This is a genomic window from Thermosporothrix hazakensis, assembly GCF_003253565.1.
In the GTDB taxonomy this organism is placed as follows: domain Bacteria; phylum Chloroflexota; class Ktedonobacteria; order Ktedonobacterales; family Ktedonobacteraceae; genus Thermosporothrix; species Thermosporothrix hazakensis.
Genome location: NZ_QKUF01000001.1, coordinates 633,425 through 651,943, shown reverse-complemented (window position 1 = coordinate 651,943; position 18,519 = coordinate 633,425). Strand labels below are relative to the sequence as shown.

The 18,519-nt window shown below is 53.9% G+C and carries 14 protein-coding genes; 4 read left to right on the top strand and 10 right to left on the bottom strand.

Annotated features, from left to right (window positions below):
- Positions 1–439: 439 nt before the first annotated feature.
- Both EI42_RS02750 and EI42_RS34215 read left to right on the top strand, forming a co-directional pair.
- Positions 440–2,194 carry a response regulator gene (locus EI42_RS02750; RefSeq protein ID WP_111318571.1) on the top strand — a complete coding sequence of 585 codons (1,755 nt, stop codon included), beginning with the start codon at positions 440–442 and terminating at the stop codon, positions 2,192–2,194.
- Between the two features lie 45 nt (positions 2,195–2,239).
- On the top strand, positions 2,240–2,371 hold the full coding sequence (locus EI42_RS34215; RefSeq protein ID WP_281278934.1) for a hypothetical protein: 132 nt from the start codon (positions 2,240–2,242) through the stop codon (positions 2,369–2,371).
- A gap of 1 nt (position 2,372) precedes the next feature.
- Here the strand turns inward: EI42_RS34215 and EI42_RS02745 are convergent, their stop codons facing one another.
- The 8 genes from EI42_RS02745 to metH form a co-directional block, all read right to left on the bottom strand.
- Positions 2,373–3,146 (bottom strand): PspA/IM30 family protein, encoded by a 774-nt coding sequence (locus EI42_RS02745; protein WP_111318569.1) that lies wholly within the window; start codon positions 3,144–3,146, stop codon positions 2,373–2,375.
- Between the two features lie 119 nt (positions 3,147–3,265).
- Positions 3,266–4,783 carry a flotillin family protein gene (locus EI42_RS02740; RefSeq protein WP_111318567.1) on the bottom strand — a complete coding sequence of 506 codons (1,518 nt, stop codon included), beginning with the start codon at positions 4,781–4,783 and terminating at the stop codon, positions 3,266–3,268.
- Between the two features lie 6 nt (positions 4,784–4,789).
- Positions 4,790–5,572: a hypothetical protein gene (locus EI42_RS02735; RefSeq protein ID WP_111318565.1), complete on the bottom strand. Its 783-nt coding sequence runs from the start codon at positions 5,570–5,572 to the stop codon at positions 4,790–4,792.
- Positions 5,559–5,897 carry a hypothetical protein gene (locus tag EI42_RS02730; protein ID WP_111318563.1) on the bottom strand — a complete coding sequence of 113 codons (339 nt, stop codon included), beginning with the start codon at positions 5,895–5,897 and terminating at the stop codon, positions 5,559–5,561. The genes EI42_RS02735 and EI42_RS02730 overlap by 14 nt, the downstream gene beginning before the upstream one ends.
- A gap of 238 nt (positions 5,898–6,135) precedes the next feature.
- Entirely contained in the window at positions 6,136–6,648 is a 513-nt protein-coding gene (locus EI42_RS02725; RefSeq protein WP_111318561.1) for a helix-turn-helix domain-containing protein, read from the bottom strand.
- Positions 6,649–6,980: 332 nt separating this feature from the next.
- On the bottom strand, positions 6,981–9,377 hold the full coding sequence (locus EI42_RS02720; protein ID WP_111318559.1) for a penicillin acylase family protein: 2,397 nt from the start codon (positions 9,375–9,377) through the stop codon (positions 6,981–6,983).
- Positions 9,378–9,463: 86 nt separating this feature from the next.
- On the bottom strand, positions 9,464–10,921 hold the full coding sequence (cysS, locus tag EI42_RS02715) for a cysteine--tRNA ligase (RefSeq protein WP_111318557.1): 1,458 nt from the start codon (positions 10,919–10,921) through the stop codon (positions 9,464–9,466).
- A gap of 555 nt (positions 10,922–11,476) precedes the next feature.
- A complete protein-coding gene (gene metH / locus EI42_RS02710; protein ID WP_111318555.1) occupies positions 11,477–15,055 on the bottom strand; it encodes a methionine synthase in 3,579 nt (1,192 codons plus the stop codon).
- A 388-nt stretch (positions 15,056–15,443) separates the two neighbouring features.
- Between metH and EI42_RS02705 the strand changes: the two genes are divergently transcribed.
- Together EI42_RS02705 and EI42_RS02700 are read left to right on the top strand one after the other, a co-directional pair.
- Positions 15,444–16,613: a carboxylate-amine ligase gene (locus tag EI42_RS02705; protein ID WP_246046309.1), complete on the top strand. Its 1,170-nt coding sequence runs from the start codon at positions 15,444–15,446 to the stop codon at positions 16,611–16,613.
- A 99-nt stretch (positions 16,614–16,712) separates the two neighbouring features.
- Positions 16,713–17,942: a carboxylate-amine ligase gene (locus tag EI42_RS02700; protein ID WP_246046308.1), complete on the top strand. Its 1,230-nt coding sequence runs from the start codon at positions 16,713–16,715 to the stop codon at positions 17,940–17,942.
- A gap of 36 nt (positions 17,943–17,978) precedes the next feature.
- Here EI42_RS02700 and EI42_RS02695 read toward each other — a convergent pair whose 3' ends face one another.
- Positions 17,979–18,290, bottom strand: coding sequence for a hypothetical protein (locus tag EI42_RS02695; protein ID WP_111318551.1), 312 nt, complete (start codon positions 18,288–18,290; stop codon positions 17,979–17,981).
- A complete protein-coding gene (locus EI42_RS02690; RefSeq protein ID WP_111318549.1) occupies positions 18,287–18,508 on the bottom strand; it encodes a hypothetical protein in 222 nt (73 codons plus the stop codon). Before EI42_RS02690 ends, EI42_RS02695 begins: the two co-directional genes overlap by 4 nt.
- Positions 18,509–18,519: the final 11 nt, after the last annotated feature.

The window sequence follows — 18,519 nt, the reverse complement described above, 5'->3', positions numbered from 1 at the left end:
GTTGACATCAAATCGGGGCTTGCTCAAGAGGGTGAGAGAGAGAAGGACGTGACAGGGAAGTACAAGTTGCTTATATTCTTGCTATCCATACCTCATCGTGATACACTCATCACGTGAAGAATGCTCCTATCGGCAATACTGATTATTTGCGCTACTGGATGATGTAAAAATACCCTTTCGGAAAAACTGAGCCTATCGCGCGGAAGCACGACCCTGTTCTGAAAAGGATGTCGCAGAGGAGACTTCACCCGCTTTCATGGAACACGTCGCTCTGGATTGCTGGTGCTCATCCCCCGGGGATGCAGAGCTGCAATCACATCTCGCCTCCATCGTCGAGGATGAGGCTTGCAGCGGTCCTCAAAGGCTGCTGAGGATTGAGGCAAAGAAACGGACAGATAGAACGAAGCAGGTCAATCTCTGTTGCAGGTGGTAGAAAACAATGACGAATATATCACGCGTATTTGTGGTTGAAAGCGATGAAATGCTGAACCAGGCTCTCGTGAACTCGCTTCATAAGGATGGCTATGTTGTCCAGGGGGTGACAAACGGGACTGATGCTATTCGGGTGCTCTGGGCAGAAGAATATGACGCAGTTCTGTGTGATTTAAAGGCGGCTGGAATTGATGGGCTTGAATTATTGCAGTGGCTGCGGGTATATCGTCCAAATACAAATATGATTATGATTGGCAATGCCAATACGCCTGAGGAGCAGCGCATGCAGGTGCTGGAAGGGGGAGCGGTTGGCTTTTTGGAGAAGCCGCTTGATATGCGTGTGGTACGTGAGGAGCTACGCCGTTTACAGCAACAGAGCGGATTTTCTGCGAATCTCGAATCATTTGACCTGCTGGATGTCATTCAAATTGTCACAATGAGCCGAAAGAGCATTGCGTTGGTGGTGAACACCGGCCTTGAAGAGCGTGGCGTGCTGCGCTTCCAGAATGGCGAATTGATCTGGGCTGAGTATGGTATGCTGCGCGGAGAAGAGGCCTTTTTTGCTCTTGCTGCCCATAAGAATGGGACGGTTACTCATCAGCCGTGGAGCGGCCCGGCGACCTCGAATGTGACGCAGCCGCTTTCCCGCCTGATTTTACAGGCCCTGCAATATCGCTCGCGGGCGCAGGCGGCTCAGAATGGCGGCTCTTCACCGCTTCAGCCTCCGCTGGAGCCACAGCAGAACGAGGCGGGTTTCTCCTTTGATCTTGATGAGATCGATGATACCCCATTTGGCTTTGTGGCCCCTGCCGGGGAAGAGGTGCCAGATCAGGCGACCATGCTGATGCAGAATCCCTTTCAGGCGGCGGAAAACGGTCAGTGGTGGGAGCCGCCTGCCGAGGAAGCTCCTTCCTTAGAGCCAGAGAATAAGAATAGCGGGATGTATGCCGCGATGGGCAATAATAACGTGCAAGGGGTCACCTTCAGTGATCCGGCGTTCGCTTTTGATAGCGGCCCGCTCTCGTTGTCAGAAGAAAGGAGAGCTATTGCGCGTGCGCAACAGGAAGCGCCCTCGTGGGTGACCGATCAGCCAACTGCCTCTCATATACCTGCGGTTCAGATGCCGCCGACGGCTGCTCCCGGGCCATCTGAATGGCAGCTTCCCAACGGCTCGACCGGACAAATTGCTCCACTACAAACGACCGGCCCCCGCAAAGTTGTTTTAACCGAGGCGGTCAGTCCAGCGCCGTTTGAACGGCAAACAAATACGGGCAATCAACAGGCTATCTCCTCTTTCTCCCATCAGTTGCCCGGGAACAGTGCGGAGCTTTCGCCTATTTCTTCGGCAAGTGGTCAACAACGGGCAATTCGACGCAATTTGAACTATGGCGCGCTGGTGTCGGCGTTGCAGACGCTAGGATACTCGGTCCGTGGTTTTGTGGCCGCGGCTGTGATTACCAGCGAGGGACAGCCAATTGCGCAGGTAGCGATTGAAGAACTGGACGTTTCGCGTGTTGGCAAACAGCTTAGCATTGCTTTACAGAATGTTGTACAATCTTTACACCAGAGTGCCTGGGGCGGGTTTGATGATCTGATGATTGCCAGCACAGAACGCATGCTGTTCCTTCGCACCGTTGGTGCAGAGAAGAATGCATTTCTGGTTCTGATGACCTCGCGTGATGTGGATACCACGGAATGCCGCAAGTTGCTGGTAGATGCTGAAAACGCGATCGATGGAGCGCTGAAAAATACCGGTGTATAAGAGACCGGGAAAAGATACAAAGAAGAAACAAAGGGAAACGTGAACATGGCAGAAGAGAAGAAAAAGGTTGTTACCGAAGAAGAGAGAAACAATAACTACTTTTCCTTTATTGTCGGCATGTTTATTGCCCTGGCAGTAGTTATTGTTTTCGTTCTTCTATTCGGTCCGTATTCATAAATTAATCCTGCGACGCCTCCATATGCTTTTTCAGCTCATCAAGGCTTAATTCCCCGGGTGAGATACCAGCTGTCAGGTTATCAGTTGTGGTTCGCTTACGCCCGGGTAGGCGCCCCTGTGCGCTCTTCCTGGCTTTAAGTGCCTGAAGCTGCTGTTCTAGCCGCTGCTCTTCCGATATCGCCTCCAGCTCATTCGCCAGATCTCGCTGATGCTGTTCGACCAGCGCCTGTGCTCGCGCTTCGGCGTCCTGGGTTGTGGCCTGAGCCTGTTGCGTACGTGGGTCATTCTGGATACCCCGGGTGCGATTCAGCGCTTCAAAGACACGCTGCTGCAATAAGGCGTTTCGTTTGCGCGTCTCCAGCAGTTCGAGCGTTGTTTCGACCTCCGTAATCTTTGCTTCGAGACGGCGTAATGCGCCACGCATGACCGTAATAACCCGCTCTTGATCGGTTTGCAGGTGTTGATAGCGCTGTGCCAGCTTGTTCAATTCGTTGTACTGGCTGAGCGCAGTACGGGCCAGACTATCATTATTCTGCTCGATTGCCTGTTCGGCTTTATGCAGCCATTTTTCGGCTTCTGCCTGCTTTTCTGTGCAGCGTTTGCGTAGCTGATGGCTCTCGGCAATAGCCGTTGCAACCTGTGTTTTGACCTGTACCAGTTGATTGCGCAGATCAAGGCGCAGTTGCTGTAGCGCTTTATCTGGATCATCAGATTGCTCAACCACGCTGTTCAGACTGATGCGTAGCAGGGTAAGCACACGCTCCAACAAGTTCATAGGCCATTCTCCCTTGAAAGATAGACAGTAAGTATGGCAGGAGGGCAAAACTCGGAGCAGGCGGAGCAAAGAAAGCGCCCCGCCTGACAATCCGTTTTACTTGCTATAGGTACTATACATTATTGCTTCTCGCTCCCCGTTGTCTGCTCGGTGTTTTCCGCGTCGCCCGGGTTCTGCCCGTTCAACGAGGGAACGCGATTCATCAAGTCACCAACTTTCGTGCCACTCAACAACTCGAAGAGAGCGGGAACCTGAGCAACCATATTGACGATGTCGCCTGTCAGGCGGCTTGCACCCAGCCCGTCTTTTCCTCCAGTGGAAACGATGGTCACTTTGTCGACTTTGCTCAGCGGCTCGGCAATGGCGCGAACCACATCCGGCATGCCGGTAAGTAGCTTGTCGAGGACAGCTGCCTGATTGTACTCGTGGTAGGCGGCGGCTTTCACCTTCATTGCCTGGGCTTCCGCTTCACCTTTGGCCTTGATAACTTCTGCTTCGGCAAGACCGCGAGCTTTGATGATCTCTGCCTCGGCGAGACCTTTGGCCCGGTTGGCTTCCGCTTCACCAAGACCGCGCATCTTGGCGGCATCTGCCTGACCTTGAGCTTCGAGTGTCAGGCGCTGACGTTCTGCTTCTGCGACGGTTTCAATGCGGCGGCGTTCTGCCTCGGCGGCTTTCTGGATGGTTGCCTGTAGTTCGAGTTCGCGGCGGCGGATTTCGGCTTCCTGTACCTTGATCTGGGCCTGTTTCTCGAACTCGGTCACTTTGACGGCCTCAGTGACGACCTGCTGCTGCACGATATTGGCCTGAATATCATAGGCCTTATCGGCGGCAGCCTGCTGCTTCTTGATCTCTGCCTCGTAGGAAGCTCGCTTAATGGAGAGGTCGCGCTGAAACTCGGACTGCTTCGCCATTGATTCGGTTTCGGCTTTGACGCGCTCCTGATCGGCAGCGGCACGTGCAACGGCTGCTTCTCGTGAGGCATTTGCCTGCTGAATCTGCGTGTCGCGTTCCGCCAGTGCGGTCGCGATGTCGGCATGTTTGCGAATCTGGGCGATTTCCGGGCGGCCCATGTTCGTGATGTAGTCGTTTTCGTCACGCACATCTTTGATGGTAAATGAGATGACCTCCAGGCCCATCTTGTCCATATCGGCGCTGACGGTGCGCAGCATCTTTGCACCGACGCTTTCGGGATCTTTGACCAGATCCTCAACGGTAAGCTGACCTACGATACCGCGCAGGTGGCCTTCCATAACCAGACGGATCAGGCTTTCGCGCTCCTCGCGGGTTTTGCTCAAGAACTGCTCTGCTGCGGTCAGAATGCTCTGCGTATCCGAGCGCACTTTGATCTGCGTCACCGCTTCAACGTTGACCGCAACGCCCTGCGAGGTGTAGAGCGCCTGCGCCGGAGCGACATCAAAAGACATCAACTCAAGCGAGAACTCTTCGGCACGCTGAAATAGAGGGATAACAAATTTTGCCCCTCCGGTGATGACGGTTGCGCCTCCGGTACCATAGATGATTAATGCCTGGTTGGGACCGACCTTGCGCAGGATGCTGCTTATAATGCGTAACAGGATAAGGACGACGATCACAAGGACGACAACGCCTATTCCTATCATTACAAGCATGTCCATAGAAGTTTACTCCTTTTGTAGATCTTTGCGCATAGTAGATTCAGAAGGGTGATCGGATTCTTTCAAAAAAGCTTCCAGTTCATCCAGAGCGCTTGCATCGGGGAGCGCTTCCGGGTTCTCTTGCTCCTGGCTGACAAAATGCTCCCATGTATCCACTTCTGCAACCCCTTTTTGATAACTCAGGACAACGACTTCCTGACCACGCTCGAGGCGGCGACCATCAACGCTGCGAGCCGGAATGCTTTTGCGCAGACCGCTCGGAGAGGTGTACATAATTTCACCGATGCTTCCTTCTTGAATGGTCAGGGTTACTTTGCCCACGAGGCCGGTGCGGTCCGATACATCCTGAATGGTCTCTCCTTCGCTCCCTCCCGCGATGCGGTTCAGCAATTTCAGGATCAGGGCAGCAATAATAACGCCTCCGACGATCGAGAGGATCATGGTTAACGGAAACTCAAAATGTACTCCGTTTTTGAACAGATAGCCAAAAAATCCGAACCAGAGCAGAAAGAGCACGATTGCGGTCGGATTCAGAATCGCGAGTAGCGAAAAATGATGATCCCCGCCATCGCCATCTGTAATCATGCCATCATTATGCCCATGTGCTCCATGATCTCCATATCCGGTATCAACATGGTGTGTATGCAGCAGGTCACTGAAGTGATGCCCACCTACATCGTGTACATGACCGTGCCCGATGCTTCCCATCATCGCGACGATGAGCAGGAAAAGCAGGCCAAAACCAAAACAGAATATGAAGAATAATGAGAGCGGATCAGTTGCTATCATGATGCTGCTCCTTCGTAACCATCACCGGTTGTGTGCTGTATCGGTCCATGCGCTCGGCCAGTAATGCTATCCCGAGAAGAACAGCGGTGATAGCTAACGCGCATGCGATTGCAAGGCAAAACGAGACGGGAGAGATGCCTAGAAAACCCAGTACTGGAAATGGCCGATCATCAAGAAGAAGGCTGGTCGCAAGCAAGGCCACGGCGAAACCAAACAAGATGACCGGAAGCAGGATCGGGAAGCGGCGTGAAAGAACGCTGTGCCCTGGAGTAAACAGGACATGCTGCTGTTCCTGCCCTGCATGCTGTGCTTGACTCTGTTTCATACTATTCCCCTTACACTAGAGAAGATGCTTCTGGCTTCTCTCCTTACTGGATGGTGTTCTCTCCCTTCGCTTGCTGGAACCCGATCAGAAAAGGCTGCGTCCGATTGCGAATTGTTATACACAACGCAGTATCCTGAGTAATAAAACGCGGAACCGCTGAGAAAATACAATATCTTCTCTATAAGAGGGCCATTAGTACCGATATCCCTGTACGGGCCGAGTAGATTCTTGCTTTCTTTTACTCCTGATAAGAAGCCTGGTCCTCATCGGGAAAGAGCGCTTCATGGCTGGTAACTGCCTCTGTAATCGCCTCTAGCTCTTCAAGTGGCAATTCTGCCAGTTGCCGGAGCAACATCAACAGGTGTCGCGGCCTCTCTGATGAAGCGAGAAGATGCAAGAGGGCGTGCAGGTCCGGTTCTGAACGCCATTCGGCGGCTCCTGCGACAAGCCAGGTATGCAGTCGATCGCTTTCGCTTTCAAACTCACTTAATAAGTCTGTGCTATAATCTGGTGGGTCACTGACCAGGTAGCCGGGATGCACTTTAAAAAAGCGGGCGAGCAAATCGCGGGTTGAGGCCGTAAGATGCACCCGTTTTCCGCTTTCCAGTTGAGAGAGATAGGCCTGGCTGATGCTCTCATTCAGCTCTTCCTTCATCGCTTTGACGACCTCCATTTGCGTCATCGGGCGATTCAGTCCGCGCAGTTCTCCCTCTACGGCCCGCAAGTGTTTCATTTTCTCCGCTAAGTCCATGTTCCCACTCCCCCATAACTAATTGCTATATCAAGCATAACTGTTTGTTATCCATTTGTCAAGGGTTTGCAAGCGAAGTGACGTGCCTCAGGGAATCTGGCTATCAAGCAGGACTATCAGGGCTGGAGAGAAAGATAGACATGTGGAAGGAAAGGGCAAAAAAATGAGGCTTGTCTTTTTTGGGGGTATTGGTAAACAAGCCTCACTTTTATGCAGGGATAGAGCCTGTGACCACCCTACCTCTGTCATGTCTTTCAGTGTATCCGAAAAATTTAAAGAATAGCTCAAGAAAAGCTCAGGATTGTATGAGATTTGTTTAAAAATTCCTGCTTTTAGCGTGGATGCAGGTAGAGGACTCCTTCAGCATGGGCGGTGATGGTATTGCGTTCGTAGAGCATCGGATGATGCCCCACCTGAAGCCATTGCTGGATCAGGTCATCGAAGTGCTTGCTGTTCGGGAGGCCCGATTGTCCCGGGGCGTGACTGGAAAGCGACTGTTCCAGATTTCCCAGGTCGACGATCATGCGATAGGTAGACACGGAAATTACCTCTTCTGGCTGATCGGGCAGGGTTGCACCCATATTGATGGTATCGCCGTCGCCCCCGATAGGATAGGGACCGCGATTGAACAGCTTCACTAACAGGGGATGCTTACCCAGGATATGCTTGAAGGTCAGCTTATGGACCGCGCCATAGTGCCAGCGCAAGATGTTGTCGCCCAGACGCTCGCGTAGCTCATCGATGGTTCCGTGCCATGCGGCTTTCAGAGCTGCATTCCAGGTTTTTGGGCCATTCGGAATACGGGTTCGGGCAAACCAGGCGTCATCCTGTTCGTGGAGCAGGCGAATCAGCAGGGGAACCTCGCGGCTGAATAGCTCATTATCGCTTGCCAGCGGAGTATGAGCAACGCCCAGGTAGCGGCTCAGGAGTGCTTCGTCATTGCCGATTGCTGCGCTGAAGACAAGCCACGACAGTTTGCGTTGAAAGGTGGTATAGAGAGCCGCGCCAATGCTTTCTGGGGTGAGGGTGTAATCCCAGGAACGCAAGATCTCCTGTGCCGCACGTTCCTGAGGTGTGGCCGGCTCAAGACGCAGCAGGAAGGGGAGAATCTCGGTAGCCGGTATTGAGTAGGTGTCGGCCTGAATACGGACCATATCGGCGAGCGAGAATTTCTCTTTGCTGTGAAGCAACTGCTTGATACGTTGAGCACGATAGCCGTTCATCCAGTTGCTTGAAATGTAATAGGGGTAGGAATCGTCGACGATACGGTTATTTGCGGTGAGCAGAAAGCCCTGCTCCGGGTTCAGGGTGTGAGGCAGCTCCTCAAAGGGAATCACGCCGGTCCATTCATGAGCGCCTGTCCAGCCCGGCACTGGTAACACGTTTTGTTTTTGCGCACGGAGGGGGACGGTTCCGGCCATCTGATAACCGATATTGCCGCTGGTATCAGCATAAACAACGTTTTGGGCCGGAGTGTCCCAGTAGCGTAGTGCTTCACGGAACTCATCCCAGGTACGGGCAGTATTGAGGCCAAGCACGGCCTGCGGAAGTGTGCACGGTTCCTGTCCGATCCAGCGGATGGCCAGCGGCATTTTGATATCCTCATTGATAACCGGACCATGCCGGGTAATACGAACCTGTTCCACCACTGCCTCTTCATCTTTGACCTGAATGATCTCACGACGTACAGTCGCTTCTTCCCAGTGATCCTGATAGCGGTACTGGCGCGGATTTTCAGCACTGAACTCTTCAATGTAGAGATCCTGCACATCGGCAAAAACGTTGGTTACACCCCAGGCAATAGAGCGGTTATGGCCAATCAGAATGCCGGGTATTCCGGGAAAGCCGGCTCCAATCACGTCGAACGAGCCCGCGATAAGGTGGCATTCGTACCAGAGGGATGGAACTTCCTGTCCGAGATGAGGATCATTACAGAGGATCGGCGCGCCTGTCTCGCTTTTGCTGCCAGCGACAACCCAGTTATTGCTTCCGCCAATCAGGCCCGCGCCACAGAGCTGCTTGAACTGCTCGAATTGTTCCAACACGTTCGGGGGCGTGCCCTGATAGGTTGCGCCGGGTGGTAGGATCAGCGGGTGCTTGGGATCGCTACAGCCTTCAAGTCGAGCCGCCTGTTCCGGACCCAGATGCTCAATCAAGAGGGCACGGATCAACTCAGATTCCCAGTTCGAACTCAACATCCAGGCGATAGTGCGGCAGCGGAGCAGGGTGTCAGCGACGGTCCAAAGCGTCGGGCGATAGTGAAGGATCGCAAACTCCACGGGGAGGTTCTGCTTTTGCTGAATGAGGTAGGCATTAACACCAAGCGTATAAGTTGAAAGCGTCTGTTTGATCTGTGATGGCAGCGTTGCAACATCGCGGCGGGAGTCCCGATAGAGGCCCAGACGACGGCTAAAGCGATCTGCTTCTATGGCGGTTGCGCCAAAGATTTCCGCCAGACGACCGGATCCGAGACGCCGATGAAAATCCATTTGCCAGAGGCGATCACGGGCGTGCAGATAGCCTTGCGCAAAGAAGAGATCAGCTTCATTTTTCGCATAGACATGAGGTATGCCATACTGATCGGTGATGATCTCTACGGAGTCGTGTAGCCCTTGCAGGCGAAGCGTGCCTTCTGTTTGTGGTTGCCGCTTGAGCAGGCTCATTGTGCCGCTTGCCAGCCTGAGCATAGTATCAGAGGTCTGTTCCAGTTTCTCCCGCCAGGAAGTCATAATGAAGCCCTCCTTGCTATGTTTGAAACGCTATCAGAATGGGGACGTGCCGATGCACCACCCCCATTCTGATTGTACACGAAAGGCTACACCAGTTGCGTTCCTTGAGCGGTATCGCGTACCTCATAGCCCATCTCCTTAAGCTGTGCGCGGAGCTGATCTGAGAGGGCCCAGTTCTTCGCTTTACGGGCTTCGTCGCGCTGGCGTACCAGCTCACGGGCTTCGTCGCTGATCTCACGCGGCTTTTTCGGTTCGACCTCGTTCAGCCGCAGGCCGAGAACGCGATCAAAGTCGAGCAGCAGGTGACGGCGCTCGGCGGGATCAATGCTCTGATCGCGCACAACCTCTCGGGTCAGGGCCAGAGCGGTTGGCATATCCAGATCATCGTTGATGGCGGTATGAAAGGCGTCGCGCATCTTTTGCGCCGCTGGAGACCACTGTCCAGAGAATTCGCTGACCGGGAGGTCCGCCAGATCCTCGCGCAGGTGGTTCAACGCGTTCTGCGCCGCTGTGATCGACTCATCTGTGTAGTTGAGCTTCGAGCGATAGTGCGCGGTCAACAGGAGGTAGCGGAAGGCCAGCGGATCGATGCCCTCGGCTTTCAGCGTCTCGATCAGCAACACATTCCCTTTGGAACGCGACATCTTGATGCTGTCGTCGTCGTTTCCCTGTGCCTTCATTTTACGGTTGCCAATGATCAGGAACTCCCCATGCATCCAATAATTTACCGGAGGTTTGCCGGTGATGCCCTGACTCTGGGCAATCTCGTCCTCGTGATGCGGGAAGACAAGGTCGAGCGCGCCTGTATGGATATCGAAGCGTTCGCCCAGGTATTTCATAGACATAGCAGAGCATTCGATGTGCCAGCCGGGGAAGCCCACGCCCCACGGGCTCGGCCAGTTCATCTGACGTGACTCGTCGCCTTTTTTCCAGAGCGCGAAGTCTTCGGGTGCCTGCTTGTCTTCGGCAATTTCCATCTGCTGACGGCCATGTCCACCGGCGCGAAGCTGCTCGACAGTGTTCCCCGAAAGCTTGCCATAGTCCGGGAATTTGTCCACATCGTAGTACACATTCCCATCGGAGATGTAGGCCAGCCCTTTCTGAAGCAGCTTTTGGGTCAGATCCTGAATCTCGGGAATATGGTCGGTTGCCTTTGGCGAGAGGTGAGGCGGCAGGATGTTGAGCTCTTCCGAGTCGCGCATATATTGCTCGGTGTAGTATTGCGCGATCTCGAGAGCGGAGCGACCGGTTTTGCGTGCCTCAGCCTCTAGTTTGTCTTCTCCGCTCTCGATATCGTCGTTTTGCAGATGACCGACATCGGTAATATTGCGGACTAGAAAGACATCATAGCCGTTGTATTCCAGGGTACGCCGAATCAGGTCGGTCATGACGAAGGTACGGAGATTGCCGATGTGGATATCTTTATAAACAGTAGGACCGCACGAGTAAATACTTACTTTTGGCGGATGTATCGCTTGAAACAGCTCTTTCGAGCGAGTCAGAGTATTATAGAAGTATACAGGTTTAGATGAAACCGCAGACATGAGTCTTTCTCCCCTTTTGGTTTGTTGACGTATAAGGATCAGGATAGAGATGCGGTAACTCAGGCGGGACGTGCGGGGGATGGGCAAATCTGCAGGCACGCCGATACGTTCACGAAGGGCTGAGTCCCGGTTATTTGTTTCCTTCGTGAACGTAGCGACAGGTACAATATCGAACCTGATACTGAAGTGCTTGCTGATACACTCGGTGCTCCAGATGTAAGGATTTATTTCAGATATTATAGCATATTCGCGGGGGAAAAAATACACCTTTCCTTAGAAGCCAGAAGACAGGGGAAGCATAGGTTCACACACCTTCCCCTGCTCCTCCTTTGACGGCAGCACAAGATGTCAAAGATCAGAATCACTGGAAGGGTACTTTGCAACACTTTCAACAGAGGCATCATGTGCCGCGACTGTGCCATAATACCTCTCTTTTTGCCTTCTGTCACGAGACTTCAGACGGGTTTTTCTGGATTTTTCTAGCTATATAGTACTATTATGCCGTGCTGTAGGAATGAGAGCACCTTTTCTCTTTCCCACAGCACAGGAGTTGTTTTATACGGTAGCGGCCTCAGTAGCGCCACGAACCGAGAAGTAGACGGCCTGCGGGTGATGAATCACCAGTGCTGCGGTTGACTGTTCGGGCACGAGCTGATGTGCTTCTGTCAGCGAAACGCCGATAGTTTCCGTGACCGGCAGCACCTTGAAGAGCTTCTCATGCTCATCAAGCTCTGGAATCGAGGCATAGCCCCAGCTATAACGGCGGGCGCGCTTGTCATCCAGTCCCAGTTCTTTGCGTATATGGCGGTTGGTGTATTCTGCCAGCGCCTCAGCTAACTCAACCGAGAGCCCATGCAGATAGTAGGCCTCGGAGTAGTTTCCGGCGTCTTGCAGTTTCTGGACTGCCTGACTGGCTGACTCACCCATAGTTACTACCTGAAGCGCCACGACATCAAGCTTGCCGCTCTCCACTGAGGCAAAGTAGTCTGCCAGGCAGAGGCGATCACGCTCCTGCTGGCGTGGGAAGCGGAAGCGCACCACCTCATGAAGCGGTGAGCCGGGCTGCACCATATCGCGATAATCATAGACGATCAGCTCGTTCCCCTTCGACTGACAGGGGAAGTAGCCATAGACGACCTTCGGTTGCAGGTAGCGCTGCTGGCGTGCCTCGCGAAGCATACGTTCAAGGCGCGGCTCAAATTCGCGGGTGACCAGTTGCTTGAACTCTTCACCGTGGGCCTTGCCGCCCCAGTGCAGGCGATAGAGCGTGTTCAGATCGGCACAGGCAACCACGTCTTCCAGCCCGAGACGGTCAAGCACGCGTGGTCCCCAGAATGGCGGCGTTGGAATCGAATCAACTGGTTTGACGCTGGCCGAAGGGGTTTCATCTGCCGGGGCCTGTTGCGCCGGGGCCTGCTCTTTCCCGCCTTTGCGCTGTCGCTCCTTGAGGGCCTCCTGCTTTGCCTTTTCAATGAATGCCTTGCGCGCGCTCTCGGAGCTGGTCAGCTTGTCAACGATGTCCAGCCCCTCGAAGGCGTCTCGTGCATAGAAGACGCCCGGCTCATAAGGAACAGGGGGTGAGTCTGGCGTCTGCTCGTCCACAAAGAGAATGCGGCGACCAAAAGAGCGGTTAATGGCCGCGCCACCGATGATGACCGGGAAATTCAGTCCGCGCTTATGCAGCTCTTTGACGCAGAGCGGCATCTGTTTTGAGGTGCTGACCAGCAGTGCCGAAAGCCCGATCGCGTCGGCGTTGACCTCAACGGCCTTCTCAAGAATGGTGTTGAGTGGCACCTGTTTCCCGAGATCGTACACGGTGTAGCCGTTGTTGCTGAGAATCGTGTTAACCAGATTTTTGCCGATGTCGTGTACGTCGCCGAAGACGGTCGCGAGGACAACCTTTCCTTTGGTATAGCCTTCTTTCTTTTCAAGGTAGTTCTCAAGCTGTGCCACTGACTTTTTCATCACCTCGGCTGATTGCAGCACAAAGGGGAGAATCAGTTCCCCGGCACCGAAGCGATCACCGACATCTTTCATGGCGGGCAGTAACACCGTGTTGAGGATCGCAACGGCGGCTTCACCCACGGGAACACCCTGCGTCTCAGCATGCTCGGAAACGGCCTGATCGATCAGGGCTTCAATACCGTCTTTGCGGCGATGCAGGATATGCCAGTGCAGCTTTTCGGCCACGGTCATGCCCTCGGTCGGATCAGCTTTCCCGGCGCTCTCATCCTTTTGTGGGCTATGGGCCTCAAAGTAGGCGATGTAGTTTGGCAGGGCTTCGGGGCGATTGAAGATCAGGTCCTCAGCCAGTTTGCGCTGTTCCTCGTCGATCTCGGCGTAGGGGGTGATATGGGTTGGGTTCACGATTGCCATATCCAATCCCGCTTTCACGGCGTGGAAGAGGAAAACGCTGTTCAAGACAGCCCGAGCATGCTGTTTCAGGCCGAAGGAGAGGTTACTGACGCCGAGAATAGTCAGGGCGCCGGGAAGTTCGGCCTTAATCCGGCGGATAGCTTCGAGTGTCTCGATCGCTGCCGATTTCAGCTCGTCCTGACCGGTCGTAATGGGCAGGGTGAGCGGGTCAAAGATCAGCGCGTTGGGGGGCAGGTCGTATTCATTCACGCAGATGTCATAGATGCGTCTGGCGACCTCGAACTTGCGCTCGGTGGTCATGGCCTGGCCAACCTCATCGATGGTGAGCGCGACAACCGCAGCCCCATGTTCCAGCGCCAGAGGAAGAACCTTCTCAATACGCTGGCGGCCCATCTCCATATTGATCGAGTTCAGGATAGCGCGGCCCGGGTAGATTTCCAGAGCTGCTTTCATCACATCGGCCTCGGTTGTATCAATGACAAGTGGGGCCTCGATGCTCATGGAGAGCGTCTTGACCAGTTTTGCCATCTGATCAGCCTCGTCGGTGCGTTCGGTAGTGGCGACCTGAACGTCCAGCACGTGAGCACCACCTTCGACCTGATGGCGTGCGATGTCAAGCAGCGTATCGTAGTCGTCGTTGAGCAGCGCCTGTTTGGCCTTGCGGCTTCCCTGGGCGTTCACGCGCTCACCAACCAGCGCCGGGGGAGGATCCTGATGCATGTTCACGGAGCGAATCGCGCTGGTTACAACCGGAGGGATGATCTGCTTGAAGTCTTTGTTGGTGAAGTGAGTGTCGGCGAGGGGGCGAGGGCGGCGAGGGGCGGTACGACAGGCATTGACAATGGCACGCAGGTGCTCGAAGCTGCTGCCACAACAGCCACCAACAATATTCACACCAAATTCAGTAATGAACTCGCGCAATGCCTGAGCCATCGGCTCCGGCTCCAGCGGGTAGACGGCCTGCCCATTGACGTTCAGAGGGATGCCTGCGTTTGGAATGGTTGATATAGGAAGCGGGCTATGCTCGCTCAGGTAGCGAACCGGCTCGCGCATATGCTCCGGTCCGGTGGAACAATTCAGGCCGACGATATCGACGCGCAGGGCGACCAGGGTGTGCAGCACCGCTCCGATGTCGGTTCCCAGGAGCATACGTCCGCTGGTATCCAGCGAGACCTGTGCCTGAATGGGGACCTCACGACCATCTTCCTTCATAGCGCGACGAAGTCCGGTAATGGCGGCCCGCACTTCCAGGATATCCTGGCTGGTCTCGATTATAAAGAGGTCAACGCCTCCCTGTAATAGCGCTTTTCCTTGCTCACAAAAGATATCTGCCAGTTGTTGATAGGTAATATTGCTGAGCATTGGATCATTTGAGGAGGGGAGCATGCCTGTAGGGCCGACGGAGCCGGCAACAAAGCGGGGCTGTTCTGCGGTACTGTAGCGATCTGCCAGACGACGGGCAATTTGTGCTGCGGTAAAATTGATATCGTAGGTCAGATGGCCTAGCCCATATTCGTCCAGTTTCAGGCGGCTGGAGGTAAACGAATCGGTCTCGATCACGTCACACCCAACCTCAAGGAAGCCTGTGTGAAGCTCTTCGATGACCTGGGGCTTTGTCAAAACGAGATAATCGTTACAGCCTTCCGTTGCCTGCCCGCCATAATCCTCGGCGGTAAGCTGGTAGCGTTGAATATTGGTCCCCATTGCGCCGTCAAAGATCAGGACACGCCGGGATAAGGCTTCTAAATATCGACTCATAAGGCTGCCTCTCTTCAGAATTCATGAAATTTCGGTTTTTCTCTGTTTCTTGAGATCCTCACACATACTGACCGGGGAGGATGATGGCCGATACAGGAATGTCTGTATCATCTGTTTTTTTCGCTCTTGTCTGGCAAGCTGCATTGTTGACTCTGGTTCTCAACAATTATAGCATGTCTGCTACAGAGATGTGGAGGTGTCTATATTATTCTCGATAATGCTGAACGCGATGCATTGAGATCTCCGTTTTTCTCGTTCTTGAGCTCGCTCTTTGCTTGGTAGCCTTCGTACAATGATGATATGGATTTGTGAATAGACGACTATGAGTGTGACGAGAACGCCTGTATACAGGAGGGGAAGGGCCTGAAAGAGAAAAAGGAGCATGCCGATGGCGACACGCTTTACGTTGGGGATTGAAGAGGAATTTCAGATTGTCGATCACAAAACCAACGCCCTCTTATCCGGGGCGCCGCAACTCTTACAACAAGCGGTGAGTGGACTCGAGGAGAGGATCAAGCCGGAGCTGTTACAATCCACTATTGAGCTGATCACGCCTGTTCTGCCTGATCTGGCGACGGCGCGGCATGTTTTGCGTGAATCTCGTGCACTGCTGGCTGCTCGGATGGCTCGAGAAGGACAGACATTGGTGAGCGCCGGGACTCATCCCTTTTCCCATTGGGTCAGCCAGGCCCCGAGCGTTGGTGAACGTTATACTGAAATGGTGGCCGAATACCGGGAAGCCGCACTCCGCAATCTGGCGTTCGGGCTGCATATACATGTTTATGTTGATGATGACAGAGACCTGTTGATTCAGGTGTTTAATCGGGCGCGAACGTGGTTGCCGCATTTACTGGCTCTCTCAACCAATGCACCGTTTGTTGAGGGCCGTGAGACCGGCTATAAGTCGTATCGCCCGATCATTAAACATCTTCTGCCGCGGAGCGCTATTCCGCCGACATTCGCGAACTGGCAGGCCTTTGATGCCTATCTACAGGAATTGATCTCGCTTGGCGTGATTGATAATGGAAAGAAGATCTGGTGGGAGGTACGCCCGCATGTTTTCTATCATACGCTGGAGTTCCGTGTCTGTGATATGCCGCTGACCATTCAGGATACGCTGGCGTTGGCTGCGCTCTGTCAGGCGCTGGTGGCGAAATTGACCCGTGATATTGAGCAGGGACGGGAGCAGGAACTGTGCTCTGTCATGGCGCTTGAAGAAAATCTGTGGCAGGCGATGCGTTATGGCCTGGATGCCCGGTTCCTGGATTTCTCCCGTCGGCGATCTATACCAATGCGCAACGCGATCCGAGACTTGCTGACAGACCTGCATGAGGTCTCTGAAGAGCTTGGTTGTCAGCCCGAGGTCGCTTATGTGTATCAGATGCTGGATGATCCCCTCGGGACTGGTGCAGATCGGCAACTGGCCATCTATCATGAGACCGGTGATTTACAGGAGGTAGTTCGTTTTCTTCGAGCACAAACGATGAAAGATATTGATCCTGTCATGGAGGGCATGGCCGGTAACTCTGCTCGATATGGGGGCGAACTTTCGCTTTGATGTCTCCATTTCCCGTCTTGAAACGTTTCTCAAAGGAAGAAGGAAATATGCTCTTTTGAGAGCGTTTCTTGATACCGCGCATTGAGAAAGGCGGGACTCATGGTTATGAATAAGCGCATTGACCTGATGGCGCAGCAAAAGCCAGCGCGGAGGGAAAAGCCTCATCGCTTTACGATCGGTATTGAAGAAGAGTTTCAGACGGTTGAGCGAGACAGCGGAAATCTCTGTTCAAGCGCCCCCTATATCCTGGATAAAGGAGCGCCCTACTTCCAGGAACAGATCAAGCCCGAAATGCTACAGTCAACGGTTGAGTTTATCTCGAGTGTGCTTCCCGATATCGAGGCTGCACGAAAGGAACTCTGTACCGCACGAGCTTTGTTGACGCGTCTGATTAAAGATCAGAATCTGGCGATTGTGAGTGCCGGAACGCATCCTACAGCGCATTGGCGTGCCGAGCAACGGACCGAGAAGGAGCGCTATGCAGAGCTGGAAGAAGAATATCAGGATGTTGGACGAGCCATTCTGATCTTTGGCCTGCATGTACATGTCGCGATCCCGGATAAAGAGCAGGCTATTCGGGTCATGAACCGGGCGCGAACATGGCTGCCTCATTTGCTGGCCCTTTCGTCGAACTCCCCTTTCTGGAAAGGGCATCTGACCGGGCTGAAGTCCTATCGCTCGGTTGTATGGAGCCGTTTTCCGCGGAGCGGTCTGCCGGATATTCTCCCCTCATGGGCCCATTTTGACAGCTATGTGCAAAAGCTGGTCAAACTGGATTGTATTGATAACGGAAAGAAGATCTGGTGGGATATCCGTCCACACGCCTTTTTCGATACGCTGGAGTTCCGCATCTGCGATATGCCCGCAACGATTGAAGATACACTTGGTATTGCGGCGCTCTGTCAGGCGCTGGTTGCGCGTCTGGTCAGAGCTGAGGAGCGAGGCGAGGATATTCCGGTGCTTGCCAGCGATCTGATCGCCGAAAACAAATGGCGAGCGATGCGCTATGGCTTGGAGGCCGAGATGCTGGATTTCGTGCGAGAACGGAAGCTGAGCCTGCGCGACTCGGTGCGGGAGCTGCTTGATTTCGTCGATGAGGTTGTTGATGAGCTTGGCAGCAGACGCGAGATGACCTACCTTCGTGCACTGCTGGATGACCCACAGGGAACGGGCGCAGACAGGCAGATCGCTGTATTCCGGGAGAGCGGCGGCAACATCACCAGTGTGCAGCGCTTCCTGGTTGAGCAGACTATGCGCGGTGTGGAGCTAACCGAGGCTGACTTGTCCTCCCCGATGTTCCACTTCATGATGCATGAGCATATGTCTTGATGCTGTGGAGGAAGGGAAATCTCCCTTCCTCTTTTTTTACACGGCCTTGAAAATGATCTGATAGTGAAAAGAGGCTCCATCGAGCTGGATTCCATAGCAGCCGGGAGCCCGAACCTGGGTATAGGTTGCATAATTCAGCCAATTGGAGTCATCGCGGCCCTTGATGGTTGAGGCGAGGGCCAGTTTTGAGCTAGCTGGCTCCTGCCCGAAACGCACTGCGTGGTGACCATCGAGCTGCTGACCCCGCAATAGAATCGGGCCCTGATAGGAGGGGGCAACGAGGACTAGCGTTTTGAGGAGATGTTCATCTTGACCACCTGTCGCGCCAGGAGCTGGATCAATGATCATATATAGTGGCCTTTGCCCTGTGCCGCTCCAAACCGCGGATCTACCCGGCGGGAGGGAGTGACCGGGCAGGATGTGCCGGAAGCAAGTGACGGCAAATGCAACGGGCGCTGCTGAAGCATTTGAAGTGTGACCGTTGCGGTCGGCGTTGGTGTTGCATTCGTCTGTGGTGTACAACTCGCAAGGAAAAAGAGAAGCGGAACCAGGAAGATAACATGCATCAAAAATACTC

Bases quoted from the DNA above. Each gene is read 5' to 3' on its own strand.
- EI42_RS02750 (WP_111318571.1), top strand. From the start codon at position 440: ATGACGAATATATCACGCGTATTTGTGGTTGAAAGCGATGAAATGCTG.
- EI42_RS34215 (WP_281278934.1), top strand. From the start codon at position 2,240: ATGGCAGAAGAGAAGAAAAAGGTTGTTACCGAAGAAGAGAGAAACAAT.
- EI42_RS02745 (WP_111318569.1), bottom strand. From the start codon at position 3,146: ATGAACTTGTTGGAGCGTGTGCTTACCCTGCTACGCATCAGTCTGAAC.
- EI42_RS02740 (WP_111318567.1), bottom strand. From the start codon at position 4,783: ATGGACATGCTTGTAATGATAGGAATAGGCGTTGTCGTCCTTGTGATC.
- EI42_RS02735 (WP_111318565.1), bottom strand. From the start codon at position 5,572: ATGATAGCAACTGATCCGCTCTCATTATTCTTCATATTCTGTTTTGGT.
- EI42_RS02730 (WP_111318563.1), bottom strand. From the start codon at position 5,897: ATGAAACAGAGTCAAGCACAGCATGCAGGGCAGGAACAGCAGCATGTC.
- EI42_RS02725 (WP_111318561.1), bottom strand. From the start codon at position 6,648: ATGGACTTAGCGGAGAAAATGAAACACTTGCGGGCCGTAGAGGGAGAA.
- EI42_RS02720 (WP_111318559.1), bottom strand. From the start codon at position 9,377: ATGACTTCCTGGCGGGAGAAACTGGAACAGACCTCTGATACTATGCTC.
- cysS (WP_111318557.1), bottom strand. From the start codon at position 10,921: ATGTCTGCGGTTTCATCTAAACCTGTATACTTCTATAATACTCTGACT.
- metH (WP_111318555.1), bottom strand. From the start codon at position 15,055: ATGAGTCGATATTTAGAAGCCTTATCCCGGCGTGTCCTGATCTTTGAC.
- EI42_RS02705 (WP_246046309.1), top strand. From the start codon at position 15,444: ATGGCGACACGCTTTACGTTGGGGATTGAAGAGGAATTTCAGATTGTC.
- EI42_RS02700 (WP_246046308.1), top strand. From the start codon at position 16,713: ATGGTTATGAATAAGCGCATTGACCTGATGGCGCAGCAAAAGCCAGCG.
- EI42_RS02695 (WP_111318551.1), bottom strand. From the start codon at position 18,290: ATGATCATTGATCCAGCTCCTGGCGCGACAGGTGGTCAAGATGAACAT.
- EI42_RS02690 (WP_111318549.1), bottom strand. From the start codon at position 18,508: ATGCATGTTATCTTCCTGGTTCCGCTTCTCTTTTTCCTTGCGAGTTGT.